The organism is Agarivorans sp. OAG1, assembly GCF_037076485.1.
Classification (GTDB): Bacteria; Pseudomonadota; Gammaproteobacteria; order Enterobacterales; family Celerinatantimonadaceae; genus Agarivorans; species Agarivorans albus.
The window spans coordinates 712,639-733,149 of sequence record NZ_AP028990.1 but is presented as its reverse complement, the minus strand read 5'-3'; the positions used below and the strand labels follow the sequence as shown (position 1 = coordinate 733,149).

The window sequence follows — 20,511 nt, the reverse complement described above, 5'->3', positions numbered from 1 at the left end:
CATTTTGCGTGTCTCGCAGCCGCGAGAAGAAATCACATTGGGCACAAAACACTAGGTATGTTGGGCCCAATAAAGTAAGGCTTGGAGTAGGCTTATGAAACGATCACGCTTTGATGATATGGATGAATGGGATGAAGAAGACCTGGTCCATAACGCAAAAAGTCATAAAAACCAGCGGGACAAAGCACGTGCTCGTCGCCGCATCGACGAATACAACGAGCGGAAACAATTAGAACGCTACATAGACGAAGACTATAACTAGTCACAGTAATCGCGAAGGGGGAAGTGTTGGCACTTCCCCCTTTCTATTACCATCACAACAAGGTATTTAGCTATGCAAGCCATTATTCCCTACCTTAATTTTTCAGGTAAAGCCGAACAAGCTTTAGCTTTTTATCAGCACTGCTTTAAAGGCGACGTTATTGCATTAATGCGCTTTAGCGATAATCAAACCGACATGCCAATTCCCGATGAGTTATTGAATAAAGTGATGCATTGTCACTTCAAAGCCGGAGAACTGGAGTTTATGGCATCCGATGGCATGCCCGGAGAGCAGCTAAAAAGCGCGGGTAATATCGAGCTCAACTTAAACTTTTCAGACTTGGCCGAACAACAACAAGTGTTCGAAAAACTCTCTGAAAACGGCAGCATCACCATGGGTTTACAAGATACCTTTTGGCAAGCGCGTTTTGCTAGAGTGTGCGACCAGTTTGGCATCAACTGGATGCTAAATTGCCCTCTCAACTAAGAAGTTGATGATGTTACTTACATGCCACGTTTGCGGAAAAACTGGGCGGGGTCACCGGAGCTCTCTTGGTACAACTCAAATGACTTCTCAGCAATTATCTCTCCAGCTAATTCAATGGTCATGCGCCAAGTTCCTAGCTTATTGCTAATAGGAGCCCAAATGGTGTCACCTAAATAAAAATCCCAATCGTTGCTGCGAATGTACTCTTCACCATCAAAAGGCGCCATAACCTCGCCATCTTCATCAGGGATATTGGGGTGGTAGATGCAATAGCGAACCTTCTGGCCTTTGGCTTTCTTAATATTAATAATCAAGCCGAATTCAACATCTATTTGAGCTTCAACTTGAGTGGTAAATTGGCTAACCTGCGGCAGTGCTTTAGCATCGCTATCCCATTTATTGTAAATACCGTAACTGTGTAACTTAACTTGGGGTTTTGCCTTTGCCATTGCTGTAAAACTCGCCTAATAGAATATCTAAACTCTCTATTTTACCTTAGACCTAGCTTTAGCTGCCATTACAATCCTTTCCCCCGCTTTACTTAAGGTGTAGGCTAAAAGCATAAATGAATCATAGCTTGGCCTTTAAGCCACCAGCTAAATTTTCTCAAGGATGAACCTATGAAAAAGCTACTGACAGCAGCCCTTGTTTTTGCCAGTTGTTCACTGCAAGCAGCACCCATTAATGAATTATTGGAGCTCAACGACAGTGAATTGCAAATGCAGATAATTCGTAACAACCTCAATCAAGCGCTAATTCGTCAAAACCCTCCTTTAGAGAACTTTCGACCAGTACTGGACGAGTGGGCAAACACCTATCTGACTTGGGAAGAGATGAAACCAAAGATTGCTGAGGTTTATCTAAAGCACTTTACTGATGAAGAGCTAGAGCAGTTAGTCGCATTTTATAAAACCCCGGTTGGCAAAAAGAGCCAAGAGCTAAACGCTACATTAATTCGTGAAAGCGCGCTGGCTAGCGCTTTAGTGGCTAAGGGGCATCACAAAAAACTTGAGGAAATGTTGCAGCAAGCCGCAGCCAAACAAAAACAACAAACGGGTAACTAAGCTACGGCGTATCTCGTTGTAATGCCAGCATCAACAAACTGGCATTACAATAGCAAGCTTTACGCTAGTGCTTTATTAGCTTTTAAACGGCTTTGCAAAAAGTGTAACAACATGCCGTACAGCGGAACAAACAAAGCAAGATTAACCGCAAGTTTAAAGCCATAATCTACCCACGCTATCTCTACCCAATGTTCAGCCATAAACGCGTCGCTGCTGGCATAAAAGGCCACCGCAAAGAATAAGAAAGTATCCACCAAGTTACCAAACACACTTGATCCCGCAGGCGCTACCCACCAGTGCTTAAGCTGGCGTAAACGGTCAAACACTTTTACATCCAATAATTGACCTACCGAATAAGCCAAAAAGCTCGCCAAAGCGATACGCGCAACAAATGCGTTCCAGGCTAACAAGCCGGCTAAACCTTGATATTCACCTTGGTAAAACAGTACCGACACAATGTAGCTCACCACTAGAGCTGGCAACATTGCAGTGAAAATAATTTTTCTAGCTCTGCTTGCACCAAACAAGCGAACTGTAAGGTCAGTGGCTAGAAATATAAATGGGAAAGTAAACGCGCCCCAAGTGGTATGAAAACCAAATATGGTGAAGGGCAATTGCACTAAATAATTACTAGCGGCAATAGTAACGATATGAAATAAAGCGAGAATAATAACACTGCGGCGCTCGGCTTCAGTTAATTGTAAAAACCACATTATAGAACTACCTATCTTTTTGTTAATTGGGGGTGAGAGAACCCAAGGGCGGCGGAGTATTCCACAACTATAAGCTAACTGCAATAGCTAAACGATTAGTCAAGAAATCATCGCTATTTGATTTTTTTGGTGATAACTAACAGTTTTTAAGCAAACACACCTCTCAAGGCTTCGCTCGCTGTCCGTTCTTAGTTAAACTGAGCTATTGCCCTGCCCGCGTTCAAGCCCACCTGTGGTTTGTTGTTTGATTATGGCAGCAGCACTTGCTTCAGTGGTGGGTGCTACGTTTAGTTAATTTAAAAGGATGCACTTTGTCTGGCTTATTGCGGATCATCTTGATCGATACTCACCTAAAAGGTGTGGTAGAACTTAAACTCGACCAACACAGCAATATATGTGGAACTAACGCCTCAGGTAAAACCACATTACAGCGTCTTATTCCGGTATTTTATGGCGAATACCCCAGCCGCGTAGTGCCAAGTACCCGCGACAGTTTCGAGCGCTGGTACCTACCACGAGAAGCCAGCTACATTATCTACGAGTACCAGCAATACAATGGCCAAGTTGCCCAAGTAGTCTTGTCATCGGGTCGCGAAGACCAAGGGGTAAAATACCGCTTTATTGGTAAGCCTTTTGAACTAGAAGATTTTATCGACAAACAAGACGAGCAAGGTACTTGGTTTTTGGCTCCCGCTAAACTAGGCCAAAAACTCAAGAAGCAAGAGTTCAACGGCGCTGCCCTAGCCACTACCCGCTTTCTTAATACCAGAGAATTTCGTGCCATTATTCAAAACGATCGCAGCTTACAAAATGCCGGCGACAGCGATTTAAAAGCTTTTGCTCGTCAGTTTTCTATGTGCGATCCAAAGCATGGCCTGCGCCACATTGAAAAATTGGCCAAAGCAGTGCACTCCAAAGAAGGCAAAATGGAAACCATCAAATCGATGATTGCCGCCATTTTGGAAGAAGAAGGCGTTACCTTAAAACCAACTTGGGTAGACGCTAACAAAGCGCAAGCCTGGATCCAAGAAACTCGATTGATTCAGCAGTTTGAAGCGATTCGCCCTAAGTTCGTAAAACTAGAGCAAATCAACCAACAACTGCTTAGCAGCGAAGATCAGTTAAACCAGCTAGATAAAAACCTGCAAAACGATGAAGCGGAACTATTTTCCCAAAGTGAACATAGCCAACGCCAGCTTAACCAATTAAAACAACAGTTAAGTGAACTAGAGCAAGAGTGGCAGAATCAACGCGAACAGCTTAACCAAGCTGTCTCTAGTGCTAATGCCGATGTTTCTAGTTTCGACAAGCAACTTAATCACATCGAAGACGACTACCAAGCTTGGCAAGATAAAAACATCGAGCAAGCACTTAGCGCGGTTGAGCAGTTACCACTTTGGCGTGAGCAAGTGCGAGAAGTTAGCGAACGCCACCAGCTGCTCACCGAGCAACACAGCGATATTGAAGCTCATTTCAACCAACGCAAAAGCGAAATCAACGAGCAGCTAAACTCGGCATTAAACAAGCTGCATAAAAACAAAGATCAGCTGCAGCAACAGCTCAACCAAGAGAAACAACAGCAACAAGCTGAGCTAAATAACGAACAACAGCAGCAACAAAAACAAATTAACCAGGTTGAGCAAAGCTTCCAACAACAGCAGCATAAAAATCAGCTAGAACTGGCGCAGCTAGAGGCCGGCACCCTACAAATGGGCTATACCGAAGAAGAAAGCCGCCAGCTTAATATCATGGATAATCGCCTCGACGAGGCCAACCAGCAGCAACAGTTGTTATCTGCGCAAGTTCGCCAACACAACGAACAATTGCACAGCCTAAAGCAGCAGCGCCAACAAGCCGACCAAACCTTAGCCAACGCCAGCCAACAATCTCGCCAGCTAGAACAAAAGCTAAGTGGGCTAAAAGACAGCCTGCAACCGGCCGATGGCAGCCTACTGGCGCACCTACGTAGCGAGCACCCACAGTGGGAGCAAAGCATTGGTAAGTTAATTAACCCTGAGCTGCTCAATCGTCGTGATTTAAAACCTCATAGCGAAACCAACCATCAAAGCGTATTTGGCTTAGCCTTAGACTTAAAAGCCATCGATGCTCCAGAATGTGCCGCCACCGAAGAGCAAATCAAACAGCAAATTGAGCAAATTCAGCAAAGCTTTAACGAAGCGCAGAAACAGCTTAAACAAGCTGAACTTGACTTAAGTGACGCCAACAAAGCCGTGCAGCAGCAAGATTTGTCAGTTGCCGAAGCCACAGCAGCTCACCACAACAGTGAAGATCAACTCAAACGTCTACAAGAAGAAAAACAGCTACTCAAAGAGAGCTTTTCTAGCGCGCTTAAACAGCGCCAAAGCGTGGGACTAGAAAAACAAACTAAGCTGAAAACCTATTTAGACAATGCGCAAACACAGCATCAAGAATACCTAGACGAGTTACGCGAACAACACCAAGAAGCCAAGCTAGAAAAAATGGCCTGGTGGGAAGAAAAGATTGATGCACTAGCCTTGCAACTAAGCCAAGCTCAAGACGCCATTAGCAATCGCCAGAAACAAGCGAAAGAAGCGCTAAAACAGTCGGAACAATGGTATCGCGGCGAGTTGCAGGCACAGGGCTTAGATGACCAGCTAATTGTTGATTTAGCCAAGCAAAAGCGCCAACTTAATCAACAAATTCAAGACGCCGAGCAGTACCGTGATGAAGTAAGCGAATACAAAATTTGGCATCAACAAGTGTGGCTAAACCAAAAACCACAACTTAACGATGCCCTTGCCAATGCTCGCCAAGCACAAAGCAGTGCTAAACAAGCCCTTAACGAGCAACTGGCTCACTTCAAACAGCAGCGCGATAGCCAGCAAGCTGAGCTCAGCAAGCTTAAACAAGAGCTAGAACAGCTACAGCAACAATACAGCCAAACTCAAAACCTGTTGCGAAAAATCAAACAATTGGCTTTACCCAAACAAAACCAAGCAGACCAAACAGCAGAAGCTGCCGGTACACCCGCCGAGCGAGCCCGCCAAGCCGAGCAGCAAATTGTGCAGCGTAACCAGCAGCTTGAGCAAGTAAATGAATCGGTTCGCCATTTTGATAGCTTATTAGCGCAACAAGCTGGCTCAGACTTAAGCGAAACTTGGGAGCGTTCGCGTGCCGCATGCCGGCGCACCAACGAAGAAGGAGAAAGCACCCTCGCCTATCGTGAGTTAGTGCCACACCTATCTGAACTGTTAAACGGTTTAGTGCCGCAAAAAGTGCAAGGCCTAATCGACCACGGTCGCAACCTAGGCATGAGCATTAGCAGCTTCTACCAAAACTTAAGCGACATCGACCAACGAATTTTGAGCCAAAGCCGCCGCATTACCCGCGAAATTGGTGAAGACTTAAGCCTAGATGGCGTATCTGATTCAGCAGTAAAAATTCGCTCTAAGATTAGCGAACTAGAGTTTTGGGATGAACTAAAAGCCTTTGTAGATAACTTCCAAGCTTGGCAGCAGCAAGGCTTTAATCAATTGCCCGACGAAGACTACGCCACCAGCATGCGGGTAGCCCTAGATATTATTGGTCGCAGCGCACTTAAAGAAGGGGTATCTCGGTTATTGCTGATTGAGCTAACCCTGCGCGAGGGCAATAGCGACCTAGTGATCCGCACCGACCGCCAGCTTAATGAATCCAGTAGCCACGGCATGGCCTACTTAATTTTGTGTAAGTTCTTATTGGCCTTTACCCGCCTATTGCGTGGTAATGCCGATACTTACATTCACTGGCCAATTGATGAATTAGGCACCTTGCACCAAAGCAATGTGAAAAAGATCTTTGATGCCTGTGACCATAACCAAATTCGCATACTGGGGGCTTTTCCTAACCCAGAATCTGAAGTATTGGACTTGTTCACCCACCGCTACATCATCAACCGTGACAAGCGCCAACTGCAAGTTGTGCAGCCGCGAATTAATCCTTTACAAGAAAAGCTAAAAGCAGCCCAAGCGGCAAAAGCCAGTACTAAACAAGCGGAGGCTGAGCTATGAGTAAATTAAGCGCCACCGGCATGAGCGAAACCGGGCGGATTTTAGAAGCCCTGTTAAGTGGCCAATTTATCTGCCAAGTGAGTGACGAAGATGGTTTTCACTTTTTAGCCGAAGAAGCTAACCGCGAGCGCATCGACAGCCACTTACATGTGCTTAATCGTCGCCTTGCCAGTGCTTGTGAAGGCGAACTGTATTTTTGTGCCTATCGCGAGCTAGGCGACAATGAACACAAAGTGATAAGCCAGCAATTTAGCGAAATAGCAGGTAGCTTACTGCCGCTCACCGAGTGGTTAATCCTCAGCCAAGAAGCACAAGGCCAAGATAGCCCCATTAGTGCCGGAGTGGCGCTGCGTTTAAGCGAGTTGCAAACCGTGGTGGAAGACACCCCAGCGCTGCGTGAACAACTGGCAAAAATATCTCAATACAAGTTGTTTGGCTCAACCAGTAGCCAAGTAGATGGTCAACTTAAGCAAGTGTTTAAGCGCCTCTGTGAACAAGGCTATTTAGTTCGACCAAACCAAGAAAAACAGATCTACATTGCCACAGCAAAAGTGGACTACATTTTTGAAGTGATTAGCTTTATTGACGAAGCAGAAGGTCTAGGTTTAGAACAACAAGCCATGGATGCCATTGGCCAGCAGGAGCCCTTACTGTGAACCAACATTTGCAACAGGCTGGCTTAAAGCTATTTAAGCTGCTTGCGCGTCACGGCGAAAACCTGATGCATGCTTACGTTAACGGCAAGCTAGATGAAAGTAAGCTAGACAGTAAACAGATTGATGCCTTACTCAAAGCTGGCGTTATTTGGCGCCCATCCGCCGACGAAGGTTTGCATTTAAGCTCTAACCTGCGCTCATTATTGGAAGAAGCCTTAAGTGATACTCGTAATCGGCAAATTGATTCTAATGTTGGCTCGCGCTTAGAAACTATTAAAACCTTGGCAGCACACTACAAAGAAGCCTTACATATTGGCGATTTAGCTGCAGCCGACGTTTATCTCAGCGATTTAAGCGAACACAGCTACAGCCTCACCGAAAGCCTGCACCATAGCTCGCGGGTATTGTGGAGCCGAATTAACAATGAATTTGGTTATGTGCCCAGCTTAAGCGCCAAAATCCGTGAAAATGAATTAGCTCAGCAGCAAGTGAGCGAACTGCTCAATAACCTCGCCTTATTAAACTTTGATACTTTGAGCCAAATAGCTGGCGATATTCGCGAGCTTCGCCGGATCTTGGTGTTGAACCTAAGCCAAGCGGTTTACGACTGCACCCAAGAGCTGGCCGTTGTGCAAACGCGCCTACTCACTTTGCTCGGCCGTTTTCGCGAGTTACGTGGTAAGTCTCGCCTGCTTAAAGGTTTGCAGCTATTTCATGCTCAGCATCCCGACTTCAGCCCGAAAGACCCAACGCAACAACTCGATGTAGCAAGCTTATTTAACCAAGCCCCTGCACTGCTATCCAAGGCCAGTGTTGATATTCACAACAGCGAACATGAACACGACTTATTGCTATCGCTTAGCCAGCTCAAGTTGCAACGTCACACTAAAGTTAGCGAAACCGACACCGAACATGCGGTATCTCTAGAAGGCGCCGAAGAGTTTGCCCTGCAAGAGCAAAAGATTAAACAAGATGTAGAGAACTACCTGTTGGGCGTAATAGAAAGTGCTGCGGGCCAAACGGCCTTAGAGTACTATCAAGAACAGCACTTAGAATGGGATGCCGAAGCCTGGTTATACCAAGTATGGGGCAGCTACCATGCTCTGCCAGAAGAGCAGCGTGACTACTTTGCGCTAGATCCCATTGAAGACCCACACCCAATTTTTAGCGGCAACCGGATTGTTCGCGATTTACAAGTATGGTTGCGTTAATTCAGCCAACAAATGTGCTTAGCTAACTAAGCACATTCTTGCCGACTAAATAAGCAGTGCCTATATTTAATTACAAGCACTTACGTTTTACCTATAGAAATATTTGACTGACTAATTCATTATTTTAGAATATGCCAGTTGTTGGGCCGGTACGCATTAGAGAGTAAATATGAAAGTAGTTGATTTTATTAAGAAAAAGCGTGAAATGCTAGCCCAAAACCCATTTGAATTGAAAGATTGGCTATCGCCTGCAATTCGCGATCACTGGATCGAGTTTCTAAATAAAGCTCATGATAGTCAATTAGTTAACTGGGTAAGAGAACACCAATTAAGCTCCAATGGTGAGCAACAAGCCAGTTTTAAAGAAACCATAGAGTTACATCCAAAAGCTGAAGCCTTATTAGAAGAGCTGTCGATGCAACTGGGTGAAGAAATTCACATTGGTGATTGGCTCAATGTCACCCAAGAGCGAATTAATCAATTTGCCGATGTCACGAAAGATCACCAGTGGTTACACACCGATCCGCAGCGCGCCGCAGAAGAGTCACCGTTTAAAACCACTATTGCTCATGGTTTTTTAACCTTGTCCTTGCTGCCAGCACTTACCGAAAGTGTTGACCCAGACAAACCGCTTTATCCATCAGCAAAAATGATGGTGAATTACGGTATTAACCAAGTTCGTTTTCCTTACCCGGTTAAGGTAAATAATCGAATTAGAGCCCGTACCCGCTTAACCAAGGTTGTACCAATTAAGCGAGGTTTAGAGCTAGTAAAAGAAATTACCGTAGAAATTGAAGGCTGTCGCCGCCCAGCTTGTGTGGTGGAATCGGTAGTTCGTCTCTATTTTTAGTCGCCACAACTCGCTATGATGGTTCACGTTAGGGTTTAGTTAAAGGAGCTTAACGTGAACACAGCGCATTCTCATTCCATCTCTGTTCAGCAGCATACTCATCAAAATAAACCTTCCTACCAGTATTTGCTGAGTCAGCCTAGCTCGCTAGATAGCGCTAAACATTACCCTTTAGTCCTGTTTCTGCATGGTCGTGGGGAAATAGGCGGTGAGATTGAAAAGCTACTCAATTTTGGCCCCAATAGCTACTTACAACAACATCACCTAGACGCTATTTGTATTAGCCCACATGTGCCGGAAGGTCGCGACGGTTGGGCCATCGCAGAGCTGATCAGCTTGCTCGACCAAATAGAACAGCAGTTTTCCATCGATAAACAGCGAATATATTTAACGGGTTTAAGCATGGGCGGTTTTGGCGTTACCAATTTAGCCTTAGCACAGCCACAGCGCTTTGCTGCCTTAAGTATATTGGCGGCGGGAGATCCTAATCGCTTAGCGCCGTGGTCATTAAACTTGCCAGCTCGCCCCGTTTGCGAAGAGCTATACCAACGACTTAACCAGCTACCAATTTGGTTAGCTCATGGCTTAAAAGACGAAGTAATCCCAGCAGAGTTTTCTGTAGAACTAGCGCATAAGCTTGGTCAAATGGAGCGGCAAGCTCAGCTACAAAGCACGTGGTACCCGCAACATGAGCACAATATTTGGGACGACTTTTACGCCACTAGCAGTTTTTGGATCTGGCTATTTGAACAAACGAATCCAAACCCAAAAAGTGAACGGCAAAGTCTTCAAAATTTAAGTCATCTTGCTGGTGACTACGGTAATCAGCATGACTATGTCAGCATTAGTTATTGTGAAAAACAAGGGCTTAAGCTGCTTTGTAAAGACCTACAAGACAACGAGCTCAGCTTCACTCTTTATCCGGTGACCAAAGATCTACTGTTTTGTGAAATAGGTTGCTTACGCTTTATCGAGCAAGCCAAGCACACTCAGCTAGCCCTTACTCGCCTCACCCTACTAGATAAATTTGAGTTAGGTTAAACCGCTAACTAATTCGTTTTATGTAGCTCTCGCGCTGAATATCTAACACTTCAGCGCTAATACTTTTTACCATGGGCAATTCTGCACCGAGTCCCTCTACTAGCGCAGTGGTTAAGGCTAGCTTTTGCTCAGTCGTTCTTCCGGAAAGAATGTGCAAACGCAGATGTAAGAAGCTGTGATCGTCTAAACCACTTAATACATCTTGATAAGCAATGGCTCGTAGCTTAATTGCCGCGGGCTCAAATTCACCGCTATTTTTCAGTAAATTAAAAGCCTTAGCTAAAACCTCACTAATAGTAATTTGCTCACTCAAGTCTTGAGAATATTCAACAATACAATGCGGCATTTTCGGTACTTTACACTTGCTAAAAATTTAAGCTTTACGATAGAAAAATTTATTTAGTAATACAATTTATAAAAACCAAGGTTTTGTTGATCTAGATCACACCTATCAAGTATGCTCGCTCAGATAATGCACGGCCCTTGGAGCACTGTGCTTTTTTTAACCTTTTACTTGGAATCATCGACTATGAGCAATACTACTACCGCTAACCCAGCCCCACTTGGATTGATGGGTTTCGGTATGACTACCGTGTTACTAAACATTCACAATGCCGGATTTTTTCCAATTGATGCAATGATTTTGGCTATGGGCATTTTCTACGGTGGTTTATCTCAAGTAATTGTAGGGATTATGTGCTTCAAACGCGGTGATACTTTTGGTACTACTGCCTTTACCTCTTACGGCTTATTCTGGTTAACTCTAGTCGGTTTGTTGGTACTACCTAAAATGGGCTTAGCCGAGCCTAGCCCTCACACCTTTATGGGTTGGTACTTAGCACTTTGGGGCTTGTTCACTGCGTTCATGTTTGTGGGGTCATTACGTTACCCAACAGCTAAACAAGTAGTATTCGGCAGCTTGACCATTTTGTTTGCGCTATTGGCAATTCGCGATTTCACTGGCAGTGAATTGATTGGCACTATTGCTGGCTACGAAGGCATCTTCTGTGGTCTGTCAGCTATCTATTTTGCAATGGCCCAAGTACTTAATGCTGAATACGGCCGTACTATTTTGCCTGTTGGTCGTCCAATGAAGTTTGAAGACAACAGTGCGCCACTAAAAGTGGCTGCGTAAGCCTTAATTGCTTAACTAGCTTTGCCACCACATCTGGCTTTGCAGGTTGTGGATTGTCTTCTATAAGTGATTGAAGATCTTCAATATAAGCGTCTATCTTAGCTAAGATATGACGCTTTTGTTGTTTATTGGCCAGCGCTAATACTTCGCTCATGCCTTGTGCCCACAATTGCCGATTATGATAGAAACGTTCAGCTAAGCCCGGCGGCCAGAGTGATTCTGAATTCACCATCAATACATAAAATTCTTGCTCAAAATTTTCCGACTGATTTTGTCCACTTAAAGAATAAGCCAGATATTGCTGCCAGCGACTTTGCACGTTGTGCCAATCGGCGCGAGTATCAATTAGCTGCTTAGCCAGCTGCTCTATTACCAGCTGTTGTTTGGGAGATACATCGCCAAGCCATCGCTCAACACTGTTAGAAATGTGTTCAATACGGTAATCATAATGGCTTTGTTGGCGGTCGCTATCTTCGCGTTGCTCGGCTAGCTTAGCCATAAAGTCTGATAGTTGCTGCGAAGAAGCAGTTTGTGCGAGCTGCGCTACATCAAGATACACATGACCAGCCAATACTCGATAATGCTCTTGCCAAGCGTCAACTTGCTCTAATAATTGTTGTTGGCTAATACCACTATTGATTTGAGCGTGAAACAGCTGAAGCTGAGCCAAGTATACCGGCAACTGTTCATTCCTGTGCCATACCAGCCAGCTTTTTAACATGGGCTTAAAAGCTGCTTTTTGCTCGCTGTTCATTTCAATGTAATCATCGATGTACCAGTAAGCCAGCCAGTTAAGGTTGTTATACACAAAGCGCATACCACAAGCGCTCAGTAAGCCGCTGAGTATCAATATCAGTATCCATCTAAAAGGCTTCGTTTGCATAACACCTCCTTTAATAAACAGACCCAAAGAACCGGAAATAGTTCTCACTCTGCAGCTATTTAATTATTAAGGCTTGTGAGATTAATTCAAGCGGAGTAGATTAGCCCTACTTGCAATGGTGGCGTGAAACCAAGCACGCAATGGATGGTTAATTGGTTGGTTTAACTAAGAAATTATTACTGGTATTAGCAGTTATTGCTGGCGCTTTTGGACTTGGCATCGGTGTAAGTTATTGGCAGCAACAACAGCTTGAAGCACTAGACTTTGAGCACTGCCAACAATTGCATAATGGTCGCTGTGAGTGGCAAGTTGATGAGCAAACATGGCAATTAACTTTACCTAGTGACCAACTTCCCGCCATGTTAAGCCAGCATCTTGAGTTAAACACCAACCAGGAAAACCCTCCAACCCTAGAACTCCGTTTACAAGGGATAGAAATGTACATGGGGGAAATCAAGCTGCAGCTCGAGCCCAACGAACATGGCCACTATCAATCGGATATTTTGCTGCCGATTTGTAACACTGGAAAAATGCGCTGGCGAGCAGAAATTGTTTCTTTAGATCCCACCCAACCTGTTGCTCTTAGTTTTGAGGTAGATAGCCAATGAAATACCTAGCATGGATTGCTCTAATTATTGTTAGTGGATTAGCCGGAGTTATGAGTTTTCAATGGTTTTCTGCAGACTCTAGCCCTAAACAAGCGGCGGTAAGCAATAAAGTGATTGCTACAGTGCCCACAAACTTGTTCAAAATTACCAGTAGTGATGGGCGCTTTACTGAACTGAATAACGATAAACAACTCTATATTGCTTACTTTGGTTTTACCCACTGCCCAGACGTTTGCCCAACGTCTTTAGCGGTACTTAGCGCAGCACTGCAGGGAATATCAGAGCCACAACGTCAGCAACTGCAAAGCTTGTTTGTGAGTGTTGACCCAAAACGTGATGACCCAGAAACGGTTTCCACCTACGCAGGTTATTTTCACCCAGATATCGTTGGCTTAAGCCCGCAGGAAGGTCAGCTATTAGGCTTAACCCAAAGCTTGGGAGTATATTATAAGTATGTAGATATTCCCGACTCACAACTGGAATACAGCGTTGACCACAACTCATTTTTTTATTTCTTAAATGCTCAAGGCGAGTTACTGGCAAAAGTACCACACACTATAGACCCAGAGCCTTTAGTCACCAAAATTCAACAATTGCTTCCTCAATAAAATAAGGATTAACCATGCGCTCAATCTTGCTCGCTCTCAGTCTTTTATTTAGCGTTCACCTAGCAGCCAATGATGCCGCTATTACCGTTAACGACGCCTATGCGAGAGCCACTCCACCTAATGCGCCCACCAGCGCTATCTTCATGCAAATGAACAACAACAGTGAGCAAACGGTTAGCCTAGTATCGGCCAGCACGCCAGCAGCAGGTCGTGTGGAATTACACACCATGCTGATGGACGGTGATGTTATGCAAATGCGTCAAGTGGAAAAGATCGAGGTTCCAGCGGGTAAACAGGTAGAGTTAAAGCCGGGCGGTTTGCATTTAATGCTATTTGATTTAGCGAACAAATTCGCCGAAGGTGAAGAAGTGGAATTAACGCTGGTGTTTTCCGATGGCAGTCAGCAACAGCTCACAGTGCCAGTTAAAAAGGTGATGCACAAAATGAAGCACCATCACTAAAATTTCGACTATTTAAAGAGATTTTTGGGATTAAGTCTGCGCTTAATCCCGTTTAATATTTGGCTATTCAGACAAGTATCTGTCTAAGGATATTCCGTAGTCACGCGCAGATACCGCACTTTCTATTTCTTCATGCGCATACTTACTTAGGTCTATTAACTTAACCTCAGTATGGGTGTTGGTTAGGGTATTAAACACTTGCTTAATCACAGGCTGTAGAGGCTTAAGTTCATTACGCTCAACCACTACGCCCAACTTACCCGATTTTAGTTTGACCAAGGTGCCGACAGGGTAGACGCCCATGCAACGGATAAACTTTTCAACCAAGGCTTTATCAAACTGAGTGCCAACTCCCGATAACAATATTCGGAACGCAGCCGTAGGCGGCATACCACTTTTGTACACTCGGTCGGCGGTTAGCGCATCGTAACAATCCACAATGTTGGCCATACGGGTATAAGCCGATAACTCATCGCCTTTTAACTGGTTGGGATAGCCCAAGCCATCCAAACGTTCGTGGTGATTACTGGCAATTTCAAGCATGATCTTGCTAATGCCTTCTTGCTCTTTAAGAATATTGTGGCTGTGCACCACATGCTCTCGCATAATCACAAACTCGTCGTCAGTTAACCGGCCAGGTTTGTGCAAGATCTCATCGGGAGTATTGATCTTACCTATATCATGTAACATTCCGCCCATTAGCAATTGCTTTTGCTTAGTTCGGTTCATACCAAGCGAACGGCCAAAATATGCCAGTAGCATTCCCACGTTAAGAGAGTGCTCCATCAAATACTTATCTTTGGCGCGAATTTTGGCTAAACACAACATGGCGTTGCTTTGGTTTTCTAGGGAGTCAATTAAACCTTCAGCGGCTTTTTCCATTGGTTCAATGTCAATGGGTTCGCCTTGTTGTAGCTGCTTAAAGTATTTGGTTTGTAAGCTTTTAGCTTCGTTAAACAACTTTTTAGCGGCTTGCTTTTCGCTTTCACCGCTACGCTTCTTCGGCTTGCTACTTGAGCTGCTTATTTCGGTAGATTTTTGTTCCGAGTCCTGTTCTGCAAACACGCTTCTGGACCAATCTACATTTACAACTTTTACCCCTTTATTCTTTAGAACTGTAACTTGCTTAGACTGAGTAATACGCCCAGATTGAGCAATGCTGGTTTTGCCGGTTTGGCTGGTGATGGATACAACAAACATACCTTCTTTTAGGGCATCAATGTTGATGGTTCTTATATCGGCTTTAGGGCTTGTCATACGGCTTGGCAATCACTCATCCAAATTACGGCTAAAGGTAGAAAAACACTGCTTGAATAATACTAAAGCAATCAAAAAAAATAGCCTTCCTTAGAAGTGTAGAATGTTATCGCTATCAAAAAAGGGAAACGAAATGTAAATTTTTTCGAAAGTTTAATCAACTGCTAAATCTGCCAGTTCTAAGTATTCATTGGCTAGCACTTGAATTTTTTCCATATCTTTATCTGAGAACCCTTGTTTCTTTGGTTCTAAAGAGGAGAAATTAAGTGTTCCTATAATTTCGCCATGCTTGACTAAAGGAATGCCAATATAGCTTTCTAAATGCATAGCCTGATAACAAGGGTGTAAGCACATTTCGGTCATGGCGCCCACTTGGTGATAAGCTAATACCTTCTCCTGGCTTATCACATCAGCGCAATAGGTCATATCTACCGGAAACTCATCGCCAGCACGCACTAAATCAAGGCTAGAATAGGCCGCCAGCACTACGTAACGATTATCTTGGATATTGCTGATAATCCCTAGTTGCATATCAAAGGCTTGAGCTGCATCCTTCAACCACTGTTGCACGTCCATCGCTCACTCCAAACAATTTCAAAAAAAGCTTATTAACAATAAGCTAATCTTAGCTTAGATTTGGTTGTTGTTTTAACAATGCTTAGTATACTTTGGTCCATGCAAACACTCGAGTTTTGGCGTTTAGGGATATTTGTTGGGCTGCTGGCCCTTTTTATGCTGCTAGAAATAGCTTGGCCACGGCACAAACGTACTATCCCCCGCTCCCAGCGCTGGCCTGCCAACTTAGGGTTAATCCTAGTAAATGGCTTGTGTTTAAAGCTGCTATTTCCTATCACCACTTTAGCGCTTGCTAGTTGGGCGCAACATCAGCAATGGGGCTTGTTTAATCAGCTAAACCTTAGCGCAGCCATTGCCGTACCTTTGTGTGTAATTTTGCTCGATCTGGCAATTTATTGGCAACATAGGTTATTTCACTCGCTGCCTTGGCTGTGGCGAATTCACCGTATGCATCATATTGACCCAGACTATGATGTAAGCCTTGGATTACGTTTCCACCCTATCGAAATAGCCTTATCGATGCTGATAAAACTAGGCTTAATTACATTGCTTGGCGTGCCGGTATTGGCGGTGTTTTTATTTGAGGTGATACTAAATGGCATGGCGATGTTCAATCACAGCAATCTAAAGCTACCCTTAAAACTAGATGCATTTTTAAGAAAGTTGCTTGTCACTCCTGATATGCACCGAGTACATCATTCGCAAAGATACCATGAACATAATGCCAACTACGGCTTTAATTTGGCGGTTTGGGATAGATTGTTTCATAGTTATGTCGCTCAACCGCAAGATGGACATAGCCAGCTAAAATTTGGCCTCAGTCACTGGCCTAATGCTAAAGATAACCGCCAACTCAAAGGTTTACTAAGCCTGCCGTTTCGCTCACCAAGCAAATAAGAAAGCCAATCAATAACAGCCTAATCAAGCCAAATTAACGGCTCCTACATACCCAAAACTTCAACAAAAACCTTTTTACAAAACTCCACTTGGTGAGAGTCTCGGTTCCTTGCTATATTTCAGCTCCGCGCGAATTAGGAAATAGAGATGTATAGCAGCTTATTGATGATTTTAGGGGCATTAGTTGTCGGTTACATGATTCCCGTAAAACATCCCTCGGCCTTGCTTGCTATTCGCCGACTAAGCAGCTGGATGCTATATCTGATTCTATTTCTGATGGGGTATGGCTTGGCCTTTATTGATAACCTTAGCCAAAACATTATTCAGCTATTTAGCCAAAGCGCAGTATTAGTGAGTTTATTGCTCACCTTCAACCTAAGTGCCTTGTACTTTGTGGGGCGCTATTTGGCGATGCCAGCCGCGGAACCTATCCACAAAAAAAGCAATAACAAGCTCGCGATGTTTAAAGAGCCTGCGTTGCTTATCGCGCTGTTGATAATCGGTTTAGTTTCGGGCTTGGCTTACCAGCAACAATTACCCGCTCAGTCAGTATTGGCCGAATACGCTCTTATTCTGCTAATTTTTTGTATTGGCATAGAGCTGCGAAGTGCCGGTATTAGTGTTCGCCAGATGCTACTTAATCGACGCGGCCTAATTATTGCTGTGGTGATGGTGCTTAGCTCCCTACCTGCAGGAGCTATTACTGCTTACTTGTTCGACTTACCGCTAAACCTAGGTTTAGCCATGAGCAGCGGCTTTGGTTGGTATTCACTATCGGGCGCCTTGTTAAGTAAAGCAGCAACACCTTTAATTGGTAGTACTGCCTTTTTTGCCGATTTAAGCCGCGAACTAATTATACTGCTATTAATTCCAGTCTTAATGCAGCGCTCACCCGCCGCCACTATTGGTTATGCCGGCGCAACTGCCATGGACTTCTCCTTGCCTATGCTGCAGCGTGCTGGCGGCAACCAACTAGTGCCGGTAGCCATTGCCAGCGGCTTTATTCTTAGCCTACTTTGTCCAGTAATGATTTTACTACTAGTCAACTTAGCCTAGTGATTGTTATTAAAGTCGGCAATGGCCTTGTCTAATAGCTTCAAATCTTCTGGGTAATCGTGACTAAGTTGGTGGATCCAGTCTTCAACATTATCCCACCACGCCGGTAGTTCTGGCGATTGAATTTTGTTGGCTAAACGCTGGATCCTCGCTAAACCTATCGAGCCCGCAGCACCCTTGATTTTATGCGCCTCAGAGGCAATGCCATCCTGGTCTTTTGCAAACAAGTTACTCTCGAGTACTTTCATGTAATCAGGCATCACTTGCTTGAACAAATTGATGCTATCGTTAAGCACTTTTACCCCAATGGTCTCGCAAAACTGCTCAACTAAATCTAAATCTAAGATCGGCATAGAGCTGCGACTTAATGCCTGTTTAGGGTTTACTACAGGCTCTGCTTCTGGCTCTTCACCTATCGCAAACACACTATTAAAACAATGTACTACCGCATTGCGATTAATCGGTTTATGAATAACATCAACCATGCCCGCTTTAGCAAATTCGCTTTTGCTGTTTACCACATTGGCGGTAAGGGCCACCAACGGTGGCAAATGCTGCTCGGCGAACTGCTCCTGCCAACGTTTGGCAATATCAAAGCCCGTCATATCCGGTAGCTGAATGTCTAATAAAACCAGGTCGAAATTATCTGGGTCAAATACTTCTAACGCCTGCTCACCGCTCATCGCCACCTCAACATAGTGACCCAATTTTTCGAGAAGCGCTTTAGCTATGGTGACGTTTAGCTCTACGTCTTCAACCAGCAGAATATCTAATGGAGGATGATCAATTTGTTCTGCTTCATCTGGAATAGCATCTAAGGTGACCTTTAGGGTAACGGTAAAACATGAGCCTTCACCCTCTTTGCTGCTCACGCTGATGTCACCACCCATTGCCCGAACTAGCTGGCGAGAGACCGACAAACCAATGCCGGTACCGGTTGCTGATTTACTACCTTCTACTTGGTAGTACATGGCAAAAATCTCTTCTAACTGATCCTGAGGAATGCCTGGTCCGGTATCTTCAATCATCAATTCAAGTTGCACTTCTTGCTCAGACAAAGGCTCGGATTTTATGGTTAAAGCAACTTCGCCCTGCTCGGTAAACTTAACCGCGTTGTGGGTTAAATTCCAAAGCACTTGGCGCAGGCGCGTTGGGTCGCCCATGATGCTATTAGGGATAGGACCAATTTGCTCGAAACGAAAATCTAAGCCCTTACTTTGTAACTGCATTTCAGTAAGCGTTTCAATGTCGGTGACTAAGGCTTTAAAGTCCATTGGCTCTAGCGATACTGCAAAGCGGCGCCGGTCTAGCTTATCTAAGTCAATAATATCGTTGAAAATATTACCTAGGGTAGTCGCACTCAATAAGATGGTATTTACGTGTTTGCGCTGGTCATCATTAAGTGGGGTGTCTAATAACATTTGGCTTAAACCCACTACCCCATTAAGTGGTGTGCGCAACTCGTGGCTCAGCGTCGAGATAAACTGAGTTTTATCTCGATTGGCCTTCTCAATATTAGCTTGATGGCGCATTCTCTCGGTAATGTCTCGACCAAAGCCTAACAGACCTAAACGGTTACCATTACGCCCATAAAATGGCACCTTACGCAGTTCAAAAAACGCTTTGCGCCCATCGGGATACTCTAACCATTGCTCGTAGGTAAGCTGTTCATCGTTATCAAATACTTGGTGGTCGGTCTCAACAATTTTATCGGCAATATCTTCCGGGTAAACATCGTAGGGAGTAAGGCCAATAAGTTGCTTTTCAGAGCGCCCAACCAACTGCTCTAACGCTAAGTTACAACCCGAGAACTGGCCTTGCTCGTTACGGTAATAAACCAAGTCGGGAGAACTATCGATAAAACTACGCAACAAGGCAGAGTGTTCTTCTAGCTCTTGCTGCGCTTGCTGGCGCTGCCTTACTTCTTGCTCTAAGTTAGCCATGGCTTGGCCACGAGCAGCTTCGGCTTTCTCGCGCTCATCAATCTCATTATTTAGCTGGCTGATGTTGGCTTTGAGCTTATTAGTAAGCTGCAGGTCTCGAGAGCGCATTTTTTCAAGTTTACGGATCATCTTGCTTAAGCGCTGACGCGAGTCTTCAATTTGCTCTACTACCACCGACATAAAAAACACCGCCCACGGGGTAATAATTAAACCAAAAAACACCGAGCGAACTAAATCCACCGACGACACCTGGCCAGTAAGCGCGAAGGTAACACTCATTTGGATTGCCAAAGCCACTAAAATAATGGCGCTAGCTAAGCTTATGGTAAATTTAACTACGCCCAATCGAGATAATAAATGGACGTAATAGGTGGCAAGATTTTTCAGTGGCGTCATTAAGCCAGGTTCCTTTTATAGCGCGAAGCAAGCTAAGTAAATGTTAGGGTCTGTTAATCTTTGCTGATGGTTTTTGCAGCAATTTATTAGCCATTTAGGCAAGGCAGTGAGTGTACAGTTAAGTGGGCTTAATAATCACTCGCTAACGCTGAATAAATGGCTAAGAAATGCTGCCCGAAGGGTTCGGATAAGCAAACTTTACTCTTTGTTAAGCACTTCTTGCTTAGCCCACTAGGCTTCTAAGTGCTCGCCGCGATTAAAGCCCGCTTATCTCGAACAAAATTTCAACACCAAAGATCAACAGACCCTAGCTAATCCATAAAATAAAGATGGTTAATATTAACCTAGCTTTTGTGGTATAACAGCCCATCTTTTTG

21 protein-coding genes are annotated in these 20,511 nt (G+C 44.4%); 14 read left to right on the top strand and 7 right to left on the bottom strand.

Annotated elements, in window-relative coordinates; translation table 11 throughout:
• Positions 1–94: 94 nt before the first annotated feature.
• The gene (locus OAG1_RS03460; protein WP_016403511.1) at positions 95–262 is read left to right on the top strand and encodes a hypothetical protein; all 168 of its coding nucleotides are present in this window, start codon (positions 95–97) and stop codon (positions 260–262) included.
• Positions 263–334: 72 nt separating this feature from the next.
• Positions 335–748, top strand: a complete 414-nt coding sequence (locus tag OAG1_RS03455; RefSeq protein WP_016403512.1) for a VOC family protein — start codon at positions 335–337, stop codon at positions 746–748.
• 17 nt (positions 749–765) lie between these two features.
• On the opposite strand, the gene OAG1_RS03450 is transcribed toward OAG1_RS03455, so the two are convergent.
• Entirely contained in the window at positions 766–1,197 is a 432-nt protein-coding gene (locus tag OAG1_RS03450) for a DUF3859 domain-containing protein (protein WP_338623969.1), read from the bottom strand.
• Positions 1,198–1,368: 171 nt separating this feature from the next.
• On the opposite strand from OAG1_RS03450, the gene OAG1_RS03445 reads away from it, so the two are divergent.
• On the top strand, positions 1,369–1,812 hold the full coding sequence (locus tag OAG1_RS03445; RefSeq protein ID WP_016403514.1) for a DUF2059 domain-containing protein: 444 nt from the start codon (positions 1,369–1,371) through the stop codon (positions 1,810–1,812).
• A 59-nt stretch (positions 1,813–1,871) separates the two neighbouring features.
• Here OAG1_RS03445 and OAG1_RS03440 read toward each other — a convergent pair whose 3' ends face one another.
• Entirely contained in the window at positions 1,872–2,525 is a 654-nt protein-coding gene (locus tag OAG1_RS03440; RefSeq protein WP_016403515.1) for a 7-cyano-7-deazaguanine/7-aminomethyl-7-deazaguanine transporter, read from the bottom strand.
• A gap of 311 nt (positions 2,526–2,836) precedes the next feature.
• Between OAG1_RS03440 and OAG1_RS03435 the strand changes: the two genes are divergently transcribed.
• The 5 genes from OAG1_RS03435 to OAG1_RS03415 all read left to right on the top strand — a co-directional run bounded on the left by OAG1_RS03435 (position 2,837) and on the right by OAG1_RS03415 (position 10,314).
• Positions 2,837–6,556: an ATP-binding protein gene (locus tag OAG1_RS03435; protein ID WP_338623966.1), complete on the top strand. Its 3,720-nt coding sequence runs from the start codon at positions 2,837–2,839 to the stop codon at positions 6,554–6,556.
• Complete coding sequence (locus OAG1_RS03430; RefSeq protein WP_152784175.1) at positions 6,553–7,212, top strand: hypothetical protein; 660 nt, start codon at positions 6,553–6,555, stop codon at positions 7,210–7,212. The genes OAG1_RS03435 and OAG1_RS03430 overlap by 4 nt, the downstream gene beginning before the upstream one ends.
• Positions 7,209–8,423: a phosphoenolpyruvate carboxylase gene (locus tag OAG1_RS03425; RefSeq protein ID WP_338623963.1), complete on the top strand. Its 1,215-nt coding sequence runs from the start codon at positions 7,209–7,211 to the stop codon at positions 8,421–8,423. Before OAG1_RS03430 ends, OAG1_RS03425 begins: the two co-directional genes overlap by 4 nt.
• A 169-nt stretch (positions 8,424–8,592) precedes the next feature.
• Positions 8,593–9,273 (top strand): MaoC family dehydratase, encoded by a 681-nt coding sequence (locus OAG1_RS03420; protein ID WP_016403519.1) that lies wholly within the window; start codon positions 8,593–8,595, stop codon positions 9,271–9,273.
• A gap of 54 nt (positions 9,274–9,327) precedes the next feature.
• Complete coding sequence (locus OAG1_RS03415) at positions 9,328–10,314, top strand: alpha/beta hydrolase-fold protein (RefSeq protein WP_338623961.1); 987 nt, start codon at positions 9,328–9,330, stop codon at positions 10,312–10,314.
• Positions 10,315–10,318: 4 nt separating this feature from the next.
• Here the strand turns inward: OAG1_RS03415 and OAG1_RS03410 are convergent, their stop codons facing one another.
• Entirely contained in the window at positions 10,319–10,660 is a 342-nt protein-coding gene (locus OAG1_RS03410; RefSeq protein ID WP_040307593.1) for a hypothetical protein, read from the bottom strand.
• 183 nt (positions 10,661–10,843) lie between these two features.
• Here OAG1_RS03410 and OAG1_RS03405 point away from each other — a divergent pair, with 183 nt between their 5' ends.
• Positions 10,844–11,449 (top strand): GPR1/FUN34/YaaH family transporter, encoded by a 606-nt coding sequence (locus tag OAG1_RS03405; RefSeq protein WP_040307594.1) that lies wholly within the window; start codon positions 10,844–10,846, stop codon positions 11,447–11,449.
• On the opposite strand, the gene OAG1_RS03400 is transcribed toward OAG1_RS03405, so the two are convergent.
• Complete coding sequence (locus OAG1_RS03400; protein WP_152784173.1) at positions 11,382–12,332, bottom strand: DUF6279 family lipoprotein; 951 nt, start codon at positions 12,330–12,332, stop codon at positions 11,382–11,384. The genes OAG1_RS03405 and OAG1_RS03400 overlap by 68 nt on opposite strands.
• A 152-nt stretch (positions 12,333–12,484) precedes the next feature.
• Between OAG1_RS03400 and OAG1_RS03395 the strand changes: the two genes are divergently transcribed.
• The 3 genes from OAG1_RS03395 to OAG1_RS03385 are packed head-to-tail and all read left to right on the top strand — an operon-like array spanning position 12,485 to position 14,009.
• Positions 12,485–12,940, top strand: coding sequence for a hypothetical protein (locus tag OAG1_RS03395; RefSeq protein WP_338623954.1), 456 nt, complete (start codon positions 12,485–12,487; stop codon positions 12,938–12,940).
• Complete coding sequence (locus OAG1_RS03390) at positions 12,937–13,548, top strand: SCO family protein (RefSeq protein WP_338623952.1); 612 nt, start codon at positions 12,937–12,939, stop codon at positions 13,546–13,548. Before OAG1_RS03395 ends, OAG1_RS03390 begins: the two co-directional genes overlap by 4 nt.
• Before the next feature lie 14 nt (positions 13,549–13,562).
• Positions 13,563–14,009 (top strand): copper chaperone PCu(A)C, encoded by a 447-nt coding sequence (locus OAG1_RS03385; RefSeq protein ID WP_152784167.1) that lies wholly within the window; start codon positions 13,563–13,565, stop codon positions 14,007–14,009.
• A 63-nt stretch (positions 14,010–14,072) separates the two neighbouring features.
• Here OAG1_RS03385 and OAG1_RS03380 read toward each other — a convergent pair whose 3' ends face one another.
• Together OAG1_RS03380 and OAG1_RS03375 are read right to left on the bottom strand one after the other, a co-directional pair.
• Positions 14,073–15,266: an HD-GYP domain-containing protein gene (locus OAG1_RS03380; protein WP_338623947.1), complete on the bottom strand. Its 1,194-nt coding sequence runs from the start codon at positions 15,264–15,266 to the stop codon at positions 14,073–14,075.
• A gap of 153 nt (positions 15,267–15,419) precedes the next feature.
• On the bottom strand, positions 15,420–15,842 hold the full coding sequence (locus OAG1_RS03375; protein WP_016403527.1) for a GAF domain-containing protein: 423 nt from the start codon (positions 15,840–15,842) through the stop codon (positions 15,420–15,422).
• A 99-nt stretch (positions 15,843–15,941) separates the two neighbouring features.
• Here OAG1_RS03375 and OAG1_RS03370 point away from each other — a divergent pair, with 99 nt between their 5' ends.
• Positions 15,942–16,739, top strand: a complete 798-nt coding sequence (locus tag OAG1_RS03370; RefSeq protein WP_338623945.1) for a sterol desaturase family protein — start codon at positions 15,942–15,944, stop codon at positions 16,737–16,739.
• Between the two features lie 147 nt (positions 16,740–16,886).
• Positions 16,887–17,795, top strand: coding sequence for a lysine exporter LysO family protein (locus OAG1_RS03365; RefSeq protein WP_227981511.1), 909 nt, complete (start codon positions 16,887–16,889; stop codon positions 17,793–17,795).
• On the opposite strand, the gene arcB is transcribed toward OAG1_RS03365, so the two are convergent.
• Positions 17,792–20,134, bottom strand: a complete 2,343-nt coding sequence (gene arcB, locus OAG1_RS03360; RefSeq protein ID WP_338623942.1) for an aerobic respiration two-component sensor histidine kinase ArcB — start codon at positions 20,132–20,134, stop codon at positions 17,792–17,794. The two genes, OAG1_RS03365 and arcB, sit on opposite strands and share 4 nt — an antisense overlap.
• Positions 20,135–20,511: the final 377 nt, after the last annotated feature.

Excerpts from the sequence above, each read along its gene's own strand:
- OAG1_RS03460 (WP_016403511.1), top strand. The coding sequence starts at position 95 with ATGAAACGATCACGCTTTGATGATATGGATGAATGGGATGAAGAAGAC.
- OAG1_RS03455 (WP_016403512.1), top strand. The coding sequence starts at position 335 with ATGCAAGCCATTATTCCCTACCTTAATTTTTCAGGTAAAGCCGAACAA.
- OAG1_RS03450 (WP_338623969.1), bottom strand. The coding sequence starts at position 1,197 with ATGGCAAAGGCAAAACCCCAAGTTAAGTTACACAGTTACGGTATTTAC.
- OAG1_RS03445 (WP_016403514.1), top strand. The coding sequence starts at position 1,369 with ATGAAAAAGCTACTGACAGCAGCCCTTGTTTTTGCCAGTTGTTCACTG.
- OAG1_RS03440 (WP_016403515.1), bottom strand. The coding sequence starts at position 2,525 with ATGTGGTTTTTACAATTAACTGAAGCCGAGCGCCGCAGTGTTATTATT.
- OAG1_RS03430 (WP_152784175.1), top strand. The coding sequence starts at position 6,553 with ATGAGTAAATTAAGCGCCACCGGCATGAGCGAAACCGGGCGGATTTTA.
- OAG1_RS03420 (WP_016403519.1), top strand. The coding sequence starts at position 8,593 with ATGAAAGTAGTTGATTTTATTAAGAAAAAGCGTGAAATGCTAGCCCAA.
- OAG1_RS03410 (WP_040307593.1), bottom strand. The coding sequence starts at position 10,660 with ATGCCGCATTGTATTGTTGAATATTCTCAAGACTTGAGTGAGCAAATT.
- OAG1_RS03405 (WP_040307594.1), top strand. The coding sequence starts at position 10,844 with ATGAGCAATACTACTACCGCTAACCCAGCCCCACTTGGATTGATGGGT.
- OAG1_RS03400 (WP_152784173.1), bottom strand. The coding sequence starts at position 12,332 with ATGCAAACGAAGCCTTTTAGATGGATACTGATATTGATACTCAGCGGC.
- OAG1_RS03390 (WP_338623952.1), top strand. The coding sequence starts at position 12,937 with ATGAAATACCTAGCATGGATTGCTCTAATTATTGTTAGTGGATTAGCC.
- OAG1_RS03385 (WP_152784167.1), top strand. The coding sequence starts at position 13,563 with ATGCGCTCAATCTTGCTCGCTCTCAGTCTTTTATTTAGCGTTCACCTA.
- OAG1_RS03380 (WP_338623947.1), bottom strand. The coding sequence starts at position 15,266 with ATGACAAGCCCTAAAGCCGATATAAGAACCATCAACATTGATGCCCTA.
- OAG1_RS03375 (WP_016403527.1), bottom strand. The coding sequence starts at position 15,842 with ATGGACGTGCAACAGTGGTTGAAGGATGCAGCTCAAGCCTTTGATATG.
- OAG1_RS03370 (WP_338623945.1), top strand. The coding sequence starts at position 15,942 with ATGCAAACACTCGAGTTTTGGCGTTTAGGGATATTTGTTGGGCTGCTG.
- OAG1_RS03365 (WP_227981511.1), top strand. The coding sequence starts at position 16,887 with ATGTATAGCAGCTTATTGATGATTTTAGGGGCATTAGTTGTCGGTTAC.
- arcB (WP_338623942.1), bottom strand. The coding sequence starts at position 20,134 with ATGACGCCACTGAAAAATCTTGCCACCTATTACGTCCATTTATTATCT.